Genomic DNA, 18815 nt, shown 5'->3' on the forward strand with positions numbered 1-18815 from the left:
TATCCTTCTCATACTCATACAAATATGATATTTCTTGGACTAAATACAAAGGAGGAGGATACATGAATAGTATGACAAACTACTGTGCTTTTAGCAAAAACCATAAATGTATCATAGCTTACTACTCATATAAAGACTTAATTTTTTGCAAGCACAGCAGACGAACTGAAAGTGTAGGTATAGTGATGTGAATGATTTATTTTGAAATGATGATAAATGGATATAAATAAACCCACAAAAGACTTGTGTTCTGAATAAGTATGAAACAAGTCTTTTGTGGGTGTTTTATGTCCAATTTATCACATTGAAAAATATCAGAGTGAACAGAGCTATATCTACACTTTCAATTCGTCTGCGTCCGTTTACAATAAAGTATGTTTTATGAAGTTATATTTCATCTATACTGTCAACAATATATGCCTCATCAACTGTTGCAAACTTTCCATTTTCAACAGTAAGTGAAAAAACTGCATATGCAAAGGCCTCACCATCTTCTTCGTCATACTGAGCTACAAAGATCTTTGTAGTACCATCCTGAATGATAGGAAGATTTGATGCGTAATAAACGCCATCTTCAGAATCTGTATCACATATCTCTACATCATCAACATAAACAATCTCTTCACACCAAAGGTCTGTCCTGTATGGAGCAGATATATAAGCAACACCATCTACTATATTACAGTTAATATCATTGTTGTATTCTGTGTATTCTTCTGTTGATGAAAATTCACCATTTGCATATTCAGATGAATAATTGTATTCCGTTGTACCCTCATCTGTAGTTGTTGTTACATTAAAGCTTGTTGTTGATGTTGACTCACTTGCACAAGCTGTAAGAGATACTGCTAAAACAACACCTGCCATTAACAATCCGATTTTCTTCATAATTTTTTTCCTCCAAAATGTCATATTTTTGATTACAAATATTTATACGAAGGAAAAAAATATGTGGCAAAAGATTTTAGATCAAAGAAAAAATATAAGAAATTTCATCTTCTGAAACGATGTCATCTGCTCCCAAAATGAACGCTTTGCCTGATTTTCTGGGTTTTATCAGGCCTCTTACATAGCACTGGGCAAGCGGATTGGCACAAACTTTGCAGTCATAAATATCAGGAAAAGTCCCTGCGTCTCCCCAATCAAGATCCTTTTCTTTCAGGACATTTTTATAAAACTCATGGAGTACTCTGGCCATAGTATTCCTGCGAAGTGGCATTTTATATACAACTCCACTACTTTCTATTATTTCACATAAAAATGGACCAAGAGCTTCATAAGAAAGCTCCTGGTTGTTTTTATTCTGATATAAATCTATAAGTTTATTTGTAAAGTCCTTACAATTCATAATTACTTCTCATCAGAAAGCGAAACAATAAAAGTTATATTATCAAAAGCCTTAAGGTTTGATACTTCAATACATCCATCCAAAATTGTAAATGTATCATCAGTGTAAACATCAAGAGCTTCCATTTTCTTTGCATTTTCAAATACCTTGAAATATTCGCCCTTTTCGCTACCACTAAAAGCCTTTATTATATCTTTTACAGTAATCTTATAGGTATCTTTCTTATCTTTATCACTTAGATTGATAAAACTAACAGCAAATCTGTCTCCAAAAAGAGGCTTAACAAGAATATCTACTCTGTCATTGTCTCTTATGTACTCTTTTGAAGGATCTTCCGCTGCAAGGCTCGAATAAACTCTCTTTGCCTGAATTCCAAGTTTATCCTGATTTAAAGAAATAAGCTTTTCATTGGAGATGATGTTATAGATCCAGTCTCCTTTACTTACTCTTCTAAGGTCAAGTCCAATCATCAATGGTGAATTCATCATACACCACATAGCCATATGCGTCCTGCACTGAGTTTCATTAAGACCATCCATACCGATCATAAGCATATCAGGATCATTCCACCCCTTTGAAAGACCTGCAAATTCATCCATGATAACCGCCTTATTGTACTGTACAGCTACACCCGGTGTGTAATCGGAAGCCCAGTCACCATGGCCAGGATTCCCATCACTTCCAACTCTGAAAGTGATATCATTTAAGATTCTCCAGGAATCGCAAACCTTCCTGCCCCAATTTTGAGGCTGTGTCTTTCCCCACTCGCAGGCAGAATAATAGATATCCTTATCAGGCGCTAACTTCTTAAGCTCTTTTAACAGACGTCCATAAGAATTAAGCGTATTCTCCTGCCTTCTGTGGTTCATTATCCTGACTTTGTTCATGCCCTTGTGCAGCCTGCAGCCAAATCCGCTTTCTTTATCGAAAGATTCAGTTGGCCAGACAAAAGAAGCAGGGCTTTCAGTTTCTTTAAGAAAGCCGTCAAATACCATTTCTCCTTCGGTCATTATCTGGATCCATTCTCCAACGCCCTCCTCTTTTCCGGTTGCATATTCTACAAAAATAAAATATTCACCATCAGTCGGAGCATCGACTTCAAATACAAGTTCACTGCTCTGAAGTCCCACCGGTGTATTATCCGGTCCTGTTCCATCAAAGGTACCTATTTTTGTAACATAGTCACCACTATCCACCTTTTGTGCAATTCTCCCTGTTATAGCTCCGTCTTTAACAGCAGAGTATATCTTTTCAAAAGAGCCATCAGCTGAACAAAGCTTTATAGCTCTAATATTTGGAGCAAAGGTGTATCTCGCATTTTCAGCATTTGAAAAAGTTGCATTGTCAAAAGGATAATAACAGTTATCTACCTTCAAGAAGTCAACGCCCCACTCTATATAGCTTGCAGCATCCAGGGCTTCGTGCCCGCAGGTTCCAACCTGTGCGCCTGCGCAAAGATTGGTTCCTATGTCATTGTACATCCCAAATTTAAGACCTCTTTCATGGATATAATCAGAAAGCGCCTTAAACCCGCTTGGGAACTTAACTTCTTCATTAGAAAGCTTGTCGTCAACTCTTTCGGATTTATAACATCCATCATCTAAAATAATGTACTCATAGCCAAGTTTATCAAGACCAAGTTCTATAAACTTATCAGCCATTATTTTCGTAAGAGCCTCAGTATTGCCACTTCCAAATGCATTCCAACTGTTCCACCCCATTGCCGGAAGCTTATTTTTTTGTTTCCCAAACATTACTTTGCCGTCATCAAAAGAGTCATACCTTCCAGCTGACTCTATCGTATCCGGTCTTAAGTTTTCATACCCCATTTTTTACCTCTCCTAAAAAAGCCGTAGTTTTTAATACTACGGCTTTTTGTTAATTAATTTTAGAATGAAACCTTCTTAAAGGATTTCTTTCCTTTTCTTACCATAACTCCATCTGCAAAAAATGCCTTGTCATAAGTTGCCTTTACATCTGTAACCTTTTCATCTGCTACAGTTACGCCGCCCTGTTCAACAGCGCGTCTTGCCTCACTTCTTGTAGCACAAAGGCCTGCAGAAACAAGAACCTGAAGGACATCGATGTTTCCATCTCTGAAGTCCTCTTCCTTAAGGCTTGTAGCAGGAACATTTGCAGCATCTCCGCCGCCTGCAAAAAGGGATCTTGCTCCATCCTGTGCCTTCTGAGCTTCCTCTTTACCATGTACAAGTGCTGTAAGCTCAAATGCAAGGATTTCTTTCTTCTCATTGACTCTGCTAGGATCCCACTTCTCCATTTCAAGGATTTCCTCGATAGGAATAAATGTGAGCATCTTGATGCACTTATCAACATCAGCATCATCAACGTTTCTCCAGTACTGGTAGAAATCAAATGGTGATGTCTTGTTAGGATCAAGCCATACAGCGTTTCCGGCTGTCTTACCCATCTTTTTACCCTGAGAATCAGTTAAAAGAGTGATTGTCATAGCGTGAGCATCCTGACCAAGCTTTCTGCGGATAAGCTCTGTACCACCAAGCATATTGCTCCACTGATCGTCTCCACCAAATTCCAGATTACAGTTGTATTTCTGGAACATGTAGTAGAAGTCGTATGACTGCATGATCATGTAGTTGAATTCAAGGAAGCTGAGTCCCTTTTCCATACGCTGCTTGTAGCACTCTGCACGAAGCATGTTGTTAACAGAAAAGCAAGCTCCAACCTCTCTTAAGAGCTCAATGTAGTTAAGGTTCATGAGCCAGTCAGCATTGTTTACCATTAAAGCCTTGCCATCTGAGAAATCGATAAATTTCTCCATCTGACGCTTAAAGCAGGCAGCATTGTGGTCAATATCCTCTCTTGTGAGCATCTTTCTCATATCAGTTCTTCCTGATGGATCACCGATCATTGTTGTTCCGCCACCAATAAGAGCGATTGGCTTATTGCCGGCTTCCTGAAGTCTCTTCATAAGTGTAAGAGCCATGAAATGACCTGCTGTAAGTGAATCTGCTGTACAGTCAAAGCCAATATAGAATGTTGCCTTACCATTGTTTACAAGGTCTCTGATATGCTCTTCATCTGTAACCTGAGCAATAAGACCTCTTGCCTTAAGTTCCTCAAAAATCTGCATAATGCACCTCCAATAAAAGTCATTGCGAAGAAAAAAGTCCTTCGCAACATAATTTGTTGCGAAGGACGAAATAATCCGTGTTACCACCTTCATTCACGCTATGCTCACGCAATGCGCCTCAATAAGTACGATTCAAAAAACCTGAATGATACTCTACTGATGTAACGGTCAGTCACCGTCTGAAACTAATATCTCATGGTAAAAAAGAATTCGTTCCAGCAGCTCACGGAGGTATTCATCATCGCTCTTAACTTACGCTTCTCACCAACCAGCAATTCTCTGTTGTCAGATTTCGATTCTTACTTATTCCGGTCACAGCCTTTAATATTTAATTTCTTAACAAATTTTAATAATTTAAAAATATTATGTCAAGCGTTTATTTGTAGTTTTAAAAATAGATTTGTAGTAAAATAAGACCACATAATAAATTAGAATCATTGGGAGTAATGCAATTGAAACTATTTCAAACAACATTTAATCCAAGATTTATACCTAATATCAGAGAATGGGCACAAAATGTCGATTTACGTGATGGCAATGCAATCATTCACATATACGCACCCTATACTGATAAGTCTGTTTACTACAAATTGGACAGGATTCAAAAGATTCTCAATATAGAGCTTCCCGGTGTACCTATTGTCGGCTGTAGTGCTATAGGAGAAATCATTAATGGAAGCATAGATTACAACGAATGCGTTATTACGCTTACAGTATTTGATGATCCGTCTACCCAGGTTAAGGTTCTCTCTTTTTATGATTTCCACAAAGACTGTTCACAAGTTTTCTTTGATATCATAAAAGAAATTCCTGACTTAAAGGGAATTGAGATCGTATGTGCAAACTCTGACGTGATGTTTGATAAGGCAAGTCATACTGTCGATTCTCTCCCTGATAACATTGAGGTATTTGGTGCCATTGCAGTAGGTGATGATGATAACAAGCCCTTTATTTTCACTGATGACAACGACTACCATACAGAGGGTGTTTTCCTTGTTTTATATAGTGGAAAAGAGCTTCATATCCAGACAAACAGAATGTTTGGCTGGAAAGCTATTGGCTACCCCCTTCATGTAACAAAGGCAGAGGGAAACGTTGTTTATGAGCTTGACGGAAAGCCTGCTTATGATGTTTACAGCCATTATCTCAACATAAAAAAAGGTCCAAACTTCTTCTATGACGCTTTGGAATTCCCATGGGAAGTTCAGGTAAATGACGAAACTGTATACATCCGCCATGCCAAATCTGTAAATCCTGACGGATCAATCGTGATGTCTACTAATGTTCCTGTTGGAAGCAATATCCGTCTTACTTATGGCGACCCATTAAGAATAATGAAACACACCAAACAGGCAGGCCAGCTTATACGAGACTTTGCACCACAGGCAATTACCATATATAACTGTTTTGGTCGTAAGCTCTTTTGGGGCGAACAGGACAATATTGAGATCGTTGAGATCTCAAAGCATATGGAAGCTGCCGGATTTAGTGCTCTCGGCGAGATAATGCGTTTTAAAGGCAAGACCATCCTGAATAATCTTTCAATAGTCACTGCTTCCATGCGCGAAGGAGAAAAACAGGAAATAGACCATATCGAAGAAGGTCCGAATATGGCATCTTCAAGTATGCCGATAACTGCAAGGCTTGCAGTATTTATCAACACGATTACTGAAGAGCTCATGGAGAAAAACAACCAGCTAAACGATATGCTCTATAAGGCTTCCCATGATGCTCTTACAGGTCTTTTAAACAGAGGAGCCATTGAAAGAATCATCTATGAAACAGATAACTCTTCAGATTGGTTTCTTATAATGTTTGACATAGATAACTTCAAGAATATAAACGATACTTATGGTCATATTGAAGGCGATAACGCCCTAAAGACTATTGCTTCATATATAAAAGAAAAGATCATCTGCAATGAAGGTTTTGAATGTGGTCGCTGGGGCGGTGAAGAATTTATAATGCTCGTAACAGACCGCACTGCAGATTATGTAAAATCAAATACTGAAGAAATGATCAAAAATGTTGACCAGCTTCTTGGCATAAACTATACACTTACTATAAGTGCCGGTGCAACCAGACATAAAGAGGATGAAACAATTCTTCAGACTATAAGCCGCGTTGATGAACTTCTTTATAAAGCAAAAAACAATGGTAAGAATCAGCTTTGCAGCGATTTATGATTCAAATAAAAAAGAATGCCTAAATTACGGCATTCTTTTTTATCCAATTTAACGTTCTCTTGCATTTTTTATATCTGTCAGTAATTCCTCCGGAATGAACATCTTTCCATATCCAACTCCAAGATCAATCTTAGGTTTATTGGCACCATGAAAATCTGATCCACCACTTATCAAAAGGTCATACTTATGAGCAAGATTTCTTATCTGCCTCTCTTCTGCCGGTTCATAGGTGGAATAAATAGCTTCTATTCCCTTAAGGCCGGCATCTATCAGCCTTACTACCAAAGCTTCAAGCTTTTCATCACTCATATGATACAAAATAGGATGGGCTAAAATTGGCACTCCACCAGCTAAAAGAATAAGTTCAATCGCATCCTCAGGAGTGATATTTTCCCTCGGAACATAGTATTTACAATGGTCTCCTATATATTTATCAAAAACCTCCTGCCTTGAATTAACATAACCTTTATCAAGCATGAGCTTTGCGTAATGTGCCCTTGTAATAACAGCATTGGGAAAAGCCTCAAGAAGCTCATCATAGCTTATGGGGAGTCCTGCTTCTTCAGTCAGTTTCCTACACATTTTTTCATTGCGTTCACGCCTTGAATCTGCAAAAGCCTGAAGTCTTCTCTGAAATTCTTCATTATGATGATCAATATACAGGCCAACTACATGAACGTCTTTTCCTTCATTTACAGTAGAGAACTCAATTCCTGGAATAAATTCAATATCACTGTATGTTTTACCTGTGTAATCAATAGCTTCGTCAAGACCAATGACCGTGTCATGATCAGTAAGAGCAATTGCAGCAAGATTCTTTTCATGAGCATAATCTATCAGTTCTTTTACGCTATATGTACCATCTGAACAATTTGAATGCGTATGAAGATCAATTCCTCTCATTTGCCTGAAGTTCCGCCTTTCAAAACTAAATATCAATCAAAATATGGCTTGATCACCTTTTTTACAACCTGGAGCATCAGATACATGATAATTGTATCAACCGGAAGCATCACAGCATTGGAAATAAGTCTTCCCGGAAGTATCACAGCAATTGCCTTTCCATAGAGCATATTAAGCCAAAGAGTGTTAAGTATGATATTGCATACAATCTTAACACAAGCCTGAGCCGCAATGACTCTCCAGAGCTTAAGAGGCTTGTTATAGATAAAAAGTCCATAAATGATAGCGCCGATCATTGCTGTTATAGTGAAGCCTATAAAGAAGTCTCCGTCTCCGGATGCAAACCATTTGATAACATCCATGGCTCCACCAAAGATTGCTCCTATCCATGGTCCAAAGAGATAGTCAACTATCTGATTTGGAAGTCCGGAAAAGCCAATCCTTATGTACTGTCCGAATTTGATGGTGGCCACATAGCCCAAAATAACCGAAAGGGCGCCCATCATACCGCAAAAAGTAAGGACTTTTGTTTCTTTAAGCCTTGAAACTGATGAAAAATAAGATTTGCCTGATACTGTCTGTTTAGCTGTTTGATTTAACATAAAAATATCCTCCTTTGCAGTTTTCCATTACCACATCGGGGGATATTCAAAGTTTCAGATATTCCATTGATGTAGCAGCGGGATGCGAAACTTAAACCGCGGAAAAATCCTTCGTCCTGATGACAACTCCCTGTTCACCCGGCACTTAACGCTTAAATTTCTACTCTGCATTTATTATTTGCCATTCATAATACATCATAACATCAGCCAGGTCAAAGGTTTTTTAACGTTTCATCTTAAATGCATTATAAAGCTGCTCAACAGCTCCCGGTGATGTATTACCTATCAGATGACTAAGTCCCATTACACTCATGACAGTGATTGCCATCACTTTTGACTGTCCCATAGGATTAAACTCACTGGCACTGAATATGATTGATTGAGCCATTGACATACCGGTATTTGCTACAAGCTCTGATGTATCTTCATATCCCTTGGCTTGGGATATCATACTGATAAGATCTGTTGAGGCAGTCTTTGGATCAGTTTCTTTATTAAACTCATTTAGGAGTTTTGTTTTTCCCACATTTATATATCCGTTCCTGATCTTCTCAACTTCTCTCTTTCCTGCATCGGTCTGAGTGTAATATTCCTTAAGCGCGTTTTTATCAGTAAGTACGCGGATTGCAAACATAGCAAAGGCAAGTCCACAATTGACCGCTTTGGAAATCATGCCATCTGTAAATCCGGATATATCAACAGCAGCACTGATAATCCTTGTCGCAACTTTTATGGTAGTCATACCAAGTCCCATTTTCTGCATAGTCTTACTAATATTCATGGAAAGATCCGCCATTCCCTGGTTTTTATCTGCAGCGTTCCTGGCTTTCTTCAGCTGGCCTTCATCAAGTCTTCCATTTGTTTTAGCATTCTCAAGTTTGCCTATATCAATAGTCTTAAAGTTTTCACTTTGCTTTTTTGTCTGATCAATAGCACTGATATTAGAGGCATAGCTTGCAATGTTCATAACATCATCAGCCGCCTTTTTTACAAGGTTTACACTTCTCATAGCACTATCGATTCGAAGCTGTGTACTCTTTTTGAAAGCATTTACAGCCTTCGCGTATTTAGTTATTTTTTTTGCACTTACTCCAACTCTCCCTGCTATTTTATCGAAGGTTTCAGTCACATAGTTATCAACTGCATCCTTCATCGTTTTAAGCTTATCAGTAGCATTAGGGTCTAACTTACCTTTAAACAGCTTGTCATTGGCAAACTTGTATGCAGCTTTTTCAACTGAGTATTCCATAAGACGGACAAACTCTCGTACCTTTTTGATAGGTATCTTATTTAGTGCCATATCATGAATTTTTTTAACACTCTCGTAGGTACTTTTTACGCTATCATAAGTATCGTACGCGTTTTTAATGTCGTCTCTTATATCTCCCTTATTTGAATCCAATACAACGCCCTTTGCGTTTTTCTCGACAATATTTTTCATGTCAGGATTCACATGTTTCTTATCTGTCAAAAGTTTCGATTCACCAAAGACTTTATCCAGCAGTAAATACTCATTTGTAAAACTCTTGAGCTTATCTACTATCGCAGTTACTGAGTTATTTTCAAAAATAATTGAATCGATTTGTTCCTGCAGTTTTATGTAGCACTCAGTGCTATTTTTTTCAAGAGTTTTGACGTCGTGCTTAACCTCATTCAAATTCTTGCCAAGCTTATTAACTCCACTTACTATGTAACCTGAATCAGCAAAGCCTATAGCTTTAGATACACTTCCCAAAGTCTTTATGCTTTTACAAAGCTTATCTAATTGCTTGCCGGTAGAATTAATTGGCGAAATGCCTACAGTTTTAGCCGTGGATAAACCATTGAAAGAAATAAGCCTCGCCCATTGATTACCTGTCCTATGGAAGTTCCGACGCAAAAATCCATAGTTCATTTTTATCCTGCCATTTTTATAAAGTTCTCCTGCACCTCGATAAAGAAGGGCATTTCCTTCAGTAATCTCAAGCTCCTCTGTTGCTCTGTTTACAAAGTTCAGTGCCCTCTTAAAAAGCTTCCAGTCTATGGCAGTAGATCTTTTCATAAACAGATTTCGCTCAAAAGAAAAAATATCATTTATATTTTTTTCTTTTGTGAGCCTTACCCTGTCTGAAATCTGTGTAGTGTAAAGAGCTTCCATGGCCCTGTAGTATTCATCGTTCTCAAGGGACAAACCAATGTTATCTTCAAGATTTGCTTCAATATACTGATCAATCAGCTTGTCACGGGCAGCAGGATCCACATAATTCCTGTCTTTTAAATTAAACAGGTTACTTTTGTAATTCTTTTTGGAGATATCAAGAATTCCTCTGTTACAAAGAGCCTTAAAGAACAAGATCTTTTGCTGGTCTGTTAGAGAATAATATCCCGCAAGGGCATTATCAATATCTTTTCTATTTCCATCACTATTGTCTTTTTCAGCATGTTCTTTTACAAGGTCTTCAAAATTCTGAAGCTTAAAATCGGCTTTATTTGAATATTTTTGCTTTAATTTCTCATTTCTTTCAAATGCTTTTTCATTACCTGCATACTTTATAAGCTCGCCATGGTTCTTAAGGGCCTGTATACCGGTCTTCTTTTCCATGATCTCATCAATAAATTTAAAGGCATTCTCAATGAGCTCCCAGTCCACTGTTGTATCTCTATTTAAAGAGTTTTTCTTAAAGCAGTCTTTTGTCAGGTCTTTTCCACTAAAATTCTTATCATCTCTTAGCTGAAAACTTAGCACAGTTGTAAAAGCCTTAAAGCAGGATTCACTGTCATCAAAGCCTGCCAGAACATCAGCACTGATATCAGGATCTCCTGATAAAGTTTCCAAAAGAGCATCTCTTTTATTTTGATCTACGTATAAAGGCGCCCCATCAGTCTTAATGCAGCTCTTATCTATGGCAGTTCTGTCCTGAAGGATTCGAACAAATATCTTTAGATCACCATCGCTCATTTCTTTAAAGCGCTTTATGATCCTGTTCATCCTTCTGTTTAGGGCAATTGATTCATCTATAGCGCCTGCCTGTGCAAATCCAACTAAAGGTCCAAGATAAAACTTATCTTTAGAAGCTTTTAATGCTTTTTGCAAAATAGCTTTTTTACTAAGTTTATCCTTTACTGCAAAATCAATAAGTCTTCTCTTTAAATCAGTGACAGTCAGAGTCCTGCCTCTTAAGGCATCAATATGGGCAAGCTGTTTTTTACCAAACTTCGTATATGCACTAAAAACAGAAGCGTAGCTGTCTGATATACGCTCAACATCCTTTTCGCCATAAATACTCTTTTGTTCTGATATTTTCATGGCAAATTTCATCGCTTTATCATATGCAGCCTCTGAAATCTTAAAGTCTGATAAGCCTACTCCTGAAATACCAAAGTCCAAAAGCTTATTTAAAGCCTCTCTGTAGTTGATATCAAAATGATATTCCTGTCCGCTTACATATTTTTCCAGCTCCGCCTGAATTGCAGTAAGCTTTTTGTTCTTTTTCTCCGTTGCCTCAGTAAGAGCCATAGTTCCTTCTGTTCCGAGGCCTATCGCACTACTATCAAGGAACATAAGACCAATAGCAAAAAGCTTTTTTTGCTCATCATCAAGAGCATCATACTTATTTGCCTTGCCTTTGAAAAGATACAGATTTGCTCTGATAAGACTTGCAATAGCTTTCTCATCAGCAGTGTCATCTGTAAGGGCTGTCTGCTCCTTCTGTATGAAATCAGAACTAGTGACTGCATTTGACTGTGAATATAGATTATTTCTGTATTCTTTTTTTCTGAATAATTCCAGTCTGTTTTTCCAAAATTCAGCACTGAACTCGTGATCACTATTAAGTTCATTGACCACATCTTCCATGAAATACTGTCGAAGAGAGAACATAAGCCTGTCAACATAGCTCTGTGGCAGACTAAAATTCTTATTTTGCATAGCCGGATCAGCGCTCTCTTTATATATATCAATAAAACCTGGGCGAATCACCTCCATTACTTTCTTCCAATAATCTATGTAGGCTGCGCTCTTATCAATGATCTCTCCAATATGCTTCGAATTCTCTTCAAGATCAGCATCTGTCCCTTTTACTGTCTTGTTATTCTCATCACGACCACCCATGCCGGTAATGAGCATAGTTCTGAGATTCTTTCGAATCTCATCTATTTCCTGCTGCAATGATGGATCATCTGATTCTATTTTCTCAAGTTTTTGAAGCTTCTTGTAATTATTCCTGAAAATCTTTAATTCCTTACTCTTTCTTATTTCCTGAGTGTTAAGATTTTCCGGCTTATCAAACCATTTATTAATAAGATCTGAGTTACCATAACATTTTACGATAAACATCAGAACTTCTTCTTCGCCCATCCCCCTATCATTCACCTGATCAGTCTTTAGCAGGTCATACAATCTTCTCATAACAAGGGCATGGTTAAAAAGAGCTTCTGAATTTCCATAGGTATCTGTAATACCAGGAATAATCCCGCCTGCAGCACCTCTCTCTATAAGCGCATCCTTAAGAACCTGTGGGAGGTCAAGCTCATCACAGTATTTGTCCACTCTTCCGCGCATTTTATCAATACGGGACTCATCAATAGTAATTGCCTTTTGTCCCTTACCGGTAACTCTTACTAAAGTCTTTCCCTGCCTTATCTCATTCAATACGTAATCATTGATCTTTAGGAATTTCAGTCTCTCAAGTCTTCCATTTTCTTTCTTGGTGCTGATATCTTCTATAACCTCCTGGTCGTTATCATCTACTTCAGAATCCATGAAAGTCTTGATGTTATTTAGAATTTCAGCTTCGTTTGGTGTACTTTGTAATCTTTTTTTCAGCTCATCAAATTTTCTGCTCACAAAGTCCTTACAGGATTTTTTATTTGTAATTTCCTGAAAATCCTCGATTTTTTCGACCTTAGCATATAATTCCTGCATAACTGAAAGCTTTAAAAGTCTTGCTTCATTGCTATTTAGTTTTTCTTTCTCAAGCTTTTTATCTATCTGTTTTGAGGCCAGCTTAATTGCACTATTTACGCTGATGCCGCCTTTTGCAGAAAGCTTAAATAATTTACTCTGAAAATCATCAAGCTGTTTTGCATAAAAATCAGAGTCTCCTTTCAGAGTCCCTTCATAAATTCCTCTTATAAACATGTGGGCATATATTTGCCTTGCAGCCCCGGATATTACATATTTTGTTTTTCCTTTATACGCGGAATCGTGTTTACCAGCCTTATTGCATCCCATTAGGAAATCAGAAAGTTTCCCATCCAATGTATCTTCAATAAAGCTTCTAAAAGATTCCTCTCCTTTCAATAGCTCCGCATAAACTTCAGGAATATTGATGATAAAAGGCACAAATTCCTTATACTTTTCGCCATCATAATTCTCAAGGGCCTTTACACCTTTTTCATAAATATTCCTTGCTTCTTTTACCTCTTTTTGATTATCAATATCCTTAATGCCCGCGCCTAGAGCTTTTATCTGTAAAAGAGCTTCTTCAAAGCTTATTACTCCAAATCTCTCAATATTTCTTCTTTTAGCTACAAGTTTCGTATCAGGGCTCATATCTTCAGTAATATCTGTAAGTCCTGACATGAACCACTTAAATTTTTGATAATATGACTCTAATTCATTTTCATTAACGCCGCCTGATAAAAGAACTTCCTTTAACTGGTCTTTTCTATTTTCAAACCTGCTGTTTTCCAGTTTTTCCTGTTCTATCAGGTCATCATTTTTGTTCTTATAGGCCATACTATAAGGGCGGTATGGAAGATAAGTGTTTTTCCCATCTCCCGATAGATGAACCAGGAATTTTTTATCCAGCTTATCACCCAGATCATCTAAGCGCTTCTGCTCAATACTTATCTTTTTTAGCATATAAGGAAGCTTGCCCTCATCATCCCAACACTTATTTTCTCTGTATTCTCTAAGAGAATACTTCTTTCCATTTTCTTTGCGTGAAATAATAGCATATAGCTCAAGCTTAAAATCACCACTTGCAAAAGCGGAATTACTGATTGCCTTTTCTTCGATTTCCGACCATTGACTTTTAGTAAGAAGCCGCCCTTTTTTCTCCATAAGCTTGTGGGCAGATTCCCTGTTCTTATGTATCCTTTCAGCGATCTTTTTTCCGTCACTTTTCCAATCGATATCATCAGCATTTAAAAGCATGTTCGGGGCTGAATGCGTCAGAGCATTAAGCAAAACATCTCTATAGCTTTCCTCAAGTCCAAAGTCGTCCAAGAGCTTTCGAAGGCGCCTTTCAACTCTGTACTCATCCGGAGAAACATATTGCAGCATCTCCAAAAAAATGTCTGTCTGGGCAAGGACCTGATCCCTTGTTCCAAACACTCTAAAAGAACCGAGGTGCTCATAGAGCTTTTCTCTCACCCTATCCCTTGTAGCATCAGAGCACCTCTTTTTAAGTTGCTGCTCTATATAATCATCAGTATCTTTCGTATGATCTTTAAAAGTGTCAAGCAAGTCCTTAAACTGCTCATCACTTTCAGCCGTTATCATCATCTCCATCGCCAAGTAGCGGTAAGCATTTGCTGACTCTTTTGATATCTTTAGAGCTCCAAATATCACCTCACGTCTTTTATCGTATTTTTCAATAATCTCACTGCTGGCTGTCATATAATTGTCACATATCGCATCAACTTTTTTTATAAATTCCTGAGGCTTTAAGAAAAAATCCTCTTCATTTGTTTCCATCTCTATATGATCACTTAACTCTTCTCTAACCCAAGGCATACCAAGGGTAATATCTTTCCTTTTATCAAGGATCAGCGGAAAAGCAATCTTATTTGCAAGAAGACGATTATTTTTATCCTCCAAAAAAGCGATTAAATTGTTCTTATCATCTTCAGTAGTAAGTTTTTTACCTTCCACAAGCTTTGAAATATATGCAGTGTAATCATTCAGAGCCCAGTTTTCCAAAGATTTATCAAGTTGCTCCTTAGGAAGGTTTGAGTCAAGTAATCCTGTTTCTATTAGTTTATTGACATCTGCCGCCAAAGCATTGACTCCATAAGCTTTTTCAGCATCCTCCATTTCTTGCTGTGTATAGCCGTTACTCTTGTATTCGATCAAACGGGCTTCTTTTTCATTGAGAGCACTTGCTTTTTCCTCAACCAGCCTTTCCATCTCATTGAAAATGCTCTTTATTCTGAGGGCAATCTGATACCTGCGTTCTCCCTTATCAAACATGTGATATCCGGAATGTGAAAATAAATATCTGTTGACAGCCTCTTTTGACCTATAAAACGTGTCAAAGAAAGACGCCCTGGTCTGACCAAGCTCTCTGTCATCATAAACTCCCTTTGAAGCAGCCAGTTTGATCAATTTATCAACTTCATCTGTCATCCGAGAAAAAGTCTCCGACTTGCTGCCTTTTTCATTAAGCAGCTGATTCCGAAGTTCAGACAGATTCATCAGATCATATTTTGCTTTTTTAGATCCCTTTATATTTGTAATTGATGTAGTCTTATTAAAAGAATTAACTACATCCCAGGCCTCATCCTGATGCCTGTTATACAATTCCTCTGTTAGCTCTATATTGAAAACTTTTCGCTGATCATTTAAATATTCGTTTGGCATTTTTATGTCTCCAAAATTTTTATATCCAAAAGTGTCAAAAAGTTCTTACAGATGCAGATCAATACTCTTCAAAATCTTCATCCCATTCTTCTTCGTTATAAAATCTTGTATCAATCTCTTTGCTTTCTGGAAGCTGCTCTTTTCTCATTCCCTCATATACTTTTTCGCCTGTTTTTTTAGGAAACAATATCTGACATAAAGAAAGTGATCGCTCATCATGACGATCAATTAGAAACTCCGTTGAAAGATCATATTTAGCCTCTGCCAATAGAACAGTTTTTTTCATAATATGAATAAGTGTGTTCGGATCCTTATCATGACTGTGAAGAAGGTCCAGCTCTATTTTTCCTGATGGTTTTTCATGAACCAGAACTATTGCATATACTTCTTCATCATCCTCGTAATAACAGGAAACATCATTATCAAAGAATTCCCTTGGCAGGAATAAAAGGTCATCACATATTCCGTGGTTGCCCTCAAATTCAAGTTCTGCGATCATGCTGCTAAAAAATCTGTCTTCCGCCTGAGAAAGAGGTTTTATATTATCGTATTGACCATCGCCGTGCTTTAAAAGCCTCTTGATGATTTCTGAAAGAGACACACTGATAACAGAACTTTCCTTTTCTTCCAAGGAAAACCCTGCCTTTTTAAGCGCATTTATTTCAACACCGCCAAGTGTATTGGGAAGAGAATAATATGAAGAGCCACACTCTGCTAAAAGAGCAGATTCCGTATATTCATCCATAAGAACATTAGCGCTTTCTTCATCCAACGCTTTCATAAATAAAATATGGCTCTTTATATCAAGTTCATCATCGCCTTGCTTAAGCTCCCATACTATCCCGGCAGACGGGGCATCTTCTCCCTCTTTAACACAAACAAAACCGCAGGTAAACTCTCTTTCAATGCATTCAGCAATATCAACTGGAAGAAAATCCAAATAATCATATACATTTTCCTTAGTAAGGCCCGTTATCTGCATGAATACTCTCCTTCTCACTATCAAGAATATAATGACTGCAAAACAATTAATAATGCGCATAGAAACTCATAATTATTATACTTTGTAAAGCGAATGCATATCATCGCTATACGGTTAATTTTTTCTTAATAAAGAATAAAGAAACGAAGTGATACTTTCTATATGCGTAAGTAATTGACTACGCACGCCACCAGCCAATAAATCACAAAAGCGGAAATGCCAATCAGCATTTCCGCTTTAATCATTCTTTCTAATTGTGCGTGAACCACTCATTTTCTTTGTAGCTAAAATACTCATACATTAATTCATCAACAAATTCTGCATCTTGTGGTTCAACACATATTTCTTCATTTTCCAGCACACCAATAATGATATATCCTTCATCTTTAAGAATACTTAGGACGGATTGTTCTTCGTTTTGTAATTCTTCCATCCTCTTTGCCACCTTTTGCTGCTGATCTTTATTTTTTACAAGCATTGATATAAGAAAGGCATCTTTATCATGTTGTTTCATAGAGCATACAATAACCTCCTTTCTGTAATAAGATGTTTTTCTTGTTCTATTCTTATTACAGAAAGATCTGCATTCAGGTTTTACTCTTTTTCAAAAATCCACTTCCGTTTCCAATACTACCTTGCCTTCTGCAAGTGAAGAATCAAACCCTTCATTTTGAAATTGTTTTTCAACCAGAGCTGCCATATCAGTTGTTGAGTAAACCTTCATTCCTATCTGGTCAAAAAAGTCTTTATACATATTGCCTGTTTCATAAAGGACATTGTCTTTTACGATACTCACATCAAAATATGGCACCTCATTGGCTTTTCCATATTCGCCCATTTTAGCATATGTATACAAATATTCCGGTTCTGATTCATCATCAGTCTTTTCAAAATAATAGGAAAAAATCAGCAAGTCCGACATATCTATTCCATAATCGCTATAAACATATTTTGTAGAACCATACCACAACTCGCCTCTTTCGGCATATTCAGCCACATTTCCGTAGAGGAAATGCCATCTACCTTCTGCATCAACGTAGCTTTTTTCATATGAACTATCATATGCTCCGCCAGAGGAAGTTGTTTCAATATATCCATATTCGTTTACTGCCAGGCTTTTTCTGGACCATGAATCACCGCAGTAACACAGCTTAAGTCCATCTTTCGTAGCCTTGAAAATCATTTTATTCTCATAGGTATCCATTGGAGCCTTGAATTTAACAGCTACCAAAAGCTCGTTTTGTCCATCATTGCCACAGTCAATATAAGCATTTCTTGTTTCGCTGATTTCAATGTCATCATTTGATTCGAGAAAAACATTTATCCCGCTTTTAAGTCCCTGAGCTATTTCATCCAGAGTATATGACTTACCATCTTCCAGTGTTTCCTTATAGCTGGAATAATAGCCCTGATCTGCATCAAAAGAAATTTCGGCTACTTCTTCATTATTAAGGAATGCTTCGTATACTTCTGAAGGATCAAAGCTTTCTTCCTGCACTTGCTCCTGTTCTTTTTCAATTTCATTTTCCGCTACTATAGGTGTTTCCGCTAATGTATGTTCATTTGCCTCTTCACTTACAGTAGTATCAGCCTGTATCCCTGTACTTCCACAACCACAAGTGAGCACTCCAAATAGGATTGCACCGGATAGCACCATCATTTTTTTCTTAATCATTTTCATCACCTATATTATGCCAATCTTTGTTCATCATCCCCAAAAGCCACTTCTTCTGTCGTCATCCGGGTTCGGCGCAAATAATACAGCTACGCCTGCAAGAAGAGCAAGAAGAATAACCTTTCCAAAAACTAAAACAAAGGTAACAGCAAATACACCCGGAATAAAAAGAAGCACATACTGCGAAATATTAGAGAAAAACACACCCGGATCATGAATCATATCAATAACATAACCTAAAATCACCAGGCCCACTGCAATAGGTAATCTTCTTTTGATCTTTTCAAATAAGTACTTAGCATTACATTTCATTCTTGCTACTGTAGACTCAAATAAATCGCCAAAAACAGTTACTATAATATCTTTTAAAACAAATAGGATTTTCTTAACTATATCCATTGTAATCACATCTCCTTAGTCCTTAATTCATTGTTCTGCCACTA

12 protein-coding genes, 1 riboswitch and 1 other annotated feature are annotated in these 18815 nt (G+C 37.4%); of the genes, 1 reads left to right on the forward strand and 11 read right to left on the reverse strand.

Annotated elements, in window-relative coordinates:
• Nucleotides 1–387 precede the first annotated feature (387 nt).
• The 4 genes from G585_RS0113835 to tyrS form a co-directional block, all read right to left on the reverse strand.
• Nucleotides 388–888, reverse strand: a complete 501-nt coding sequence (locus tag G585_RS0113835; RefSeq protein ID WP_022775787.1) for a hypothetical protein — start codon at nt 886–888, stop codon at nt 388–390.
• 76 nt (nt 889–964) lie between these two features.
• The gene (locus G585_RS0113840) at nt 965–1348 is read right to left on the reverse strand and encodes a hypothetical protein (protein WP_022775789.1); all 384 of its coding nucleotides are present in this window, start codon (nt 1346–1348) and stop codon (nt 965–967) included.
• Nucleotides 1349–1350: 2 nt separating this feature from the next.
• Entirely contained in the window at nt 1351–3177 is a 1827-nt protein-coding gene (locus tag G585_RS0113845) for an alpha-galactosidase (RefSeq protein WP_022775790.1), read from the reverse strand.
• A 59-nt stretch (nt 3178–3236) separates the two neighbouring features.
• Nucleotides 3237–4457 (reverse strand): tyrosine--tRNA ligase, encoded by a 1221-nt coding sequence (tyrS, locus tag G585_RS0113850; protein WP_022775791.1) that lies wholly within the window; start codon nt 4455–4457, stop codon nt 3237–3239.
• A gap of 58 nt (nt 4458–4515) precedes the next feature.
• Nucleotides 4516–4782, reverse strand: a binding site (T-box leader).
• A 127-nt stretch (nt 4783–4909) separates the two neighbouring features.
• Here tyrS and G585_RS0113855 point away from each other — a divergent pair.
• The gene (locus G585_RS0113855; protein ID WP_022775793.1) at nt 4910–6643 is read left to right on the forward strand and encodes a sensor domain-containing diguanylate cyclase; all 1734 of its coding nucleotides are present in this window, start codon (nt 4910–4912) and stop codon (nt 6641–6643) included.
• Between the two features lie 48 nt (nt 6644–6691).
• On the opposite strand, the gene G585_RS0113860 is transcribed toward G585_RS0113855, so the two are convergent.
• The 7 genes from G585_RS0113860 to G585_RS0113890 form a co-directional block, all read right to left on the reverse strand.
• Nucleotides 6692–7546 carry a PHP domain-containing protein gene (locus tag G585_RS0113860; protein WP_022775794.1) on the reverse strand — a complete coding sequence of 285 codons (855 nt, stop codon included), beginning with the start codon at nt 7544–7546 and terminating at the stop codon, nt 6692–6694.
• Nucleotides 7547–7578: 32 nt separating this feature from the next.
• Entirely contained in the window at nt 7579–8148 is a 570-nt protein-coding gene (locus G585_RS0113865) for a folate family ECF transporter S component (RefSeq protein WP_022775795.1), read from the reverse strand.
• 73 nt (nt 8149–8221) lie between these two features.
• Nucleotides 8222–8318: riboswitch (THF riboswitch) on the reverse strand.
• Nucleotides 8319–8371: 53 nt separating this feature from the next.
• Nucleotides 8372–15715: a hypothetical protein gene (locus G585_RS18240; protein ID WP_022775797.1), complete on the reverse strand. Its 7344-nt coding sequence runs from the start codon at nt 15713–15715 to the stop codon at nt 8372–8374.
• 58 nt (nt 15716–15773) lie between these two features.
• Nucleotides 15774–16697 carry a hypothetical protein gene (locus G585_RS0113875; RefSeq protein WP_022775798.1) on the reverse strand — a complete coding sequence of 308 codons (924 nt, stop codon included), beginning with the start codon at nt 16695–16697 and terminating at the stop codon, nt 15774–15776.
• Between the two features lie 250 nt (nt 16698–16947).
• A complete protein-coding gene (locus tag G585_RS0113880; protein ID WP_022775800.1) occupies nt 16948–17211 on the reverse strand; it encodes a hypothetical protein in 264 nt (87 codons plus the stop codon).
• Between the two features lie 90 nt (nt 17212–17301).
• Complete coding sequence (locus G585_RS0113885) at nt 17302–18372, reverse strand: hypothetical protein (protein WP_022775801.1); 1071 nt, start codon at nt 18370–18372, stop codon at nt 17302–17304.
• Nucleotides 18373–18405: 33 nt separating this feature from the next.
• Nucleotides 18406–18771, reverse strand: coding sequence for a hypothetical protein (locus G585_RS0113890; protein WP_022775802.1), 366 nt, complete (start codon nt 18769–18771; stop codon nt 18406–18408).
• Between the last annotated feature and the right edge of the window lie 44 nt (nt 18772–18815).

It is taken from the genome of Butyrivibrio sp. AE2015, assembly GCF_000420825.1.
Taxonomy (GTDB): Bacteria; Bacillota; Clostridia; order Lachnospirales; family Lachnospiraceae; genus Butyrivibrio.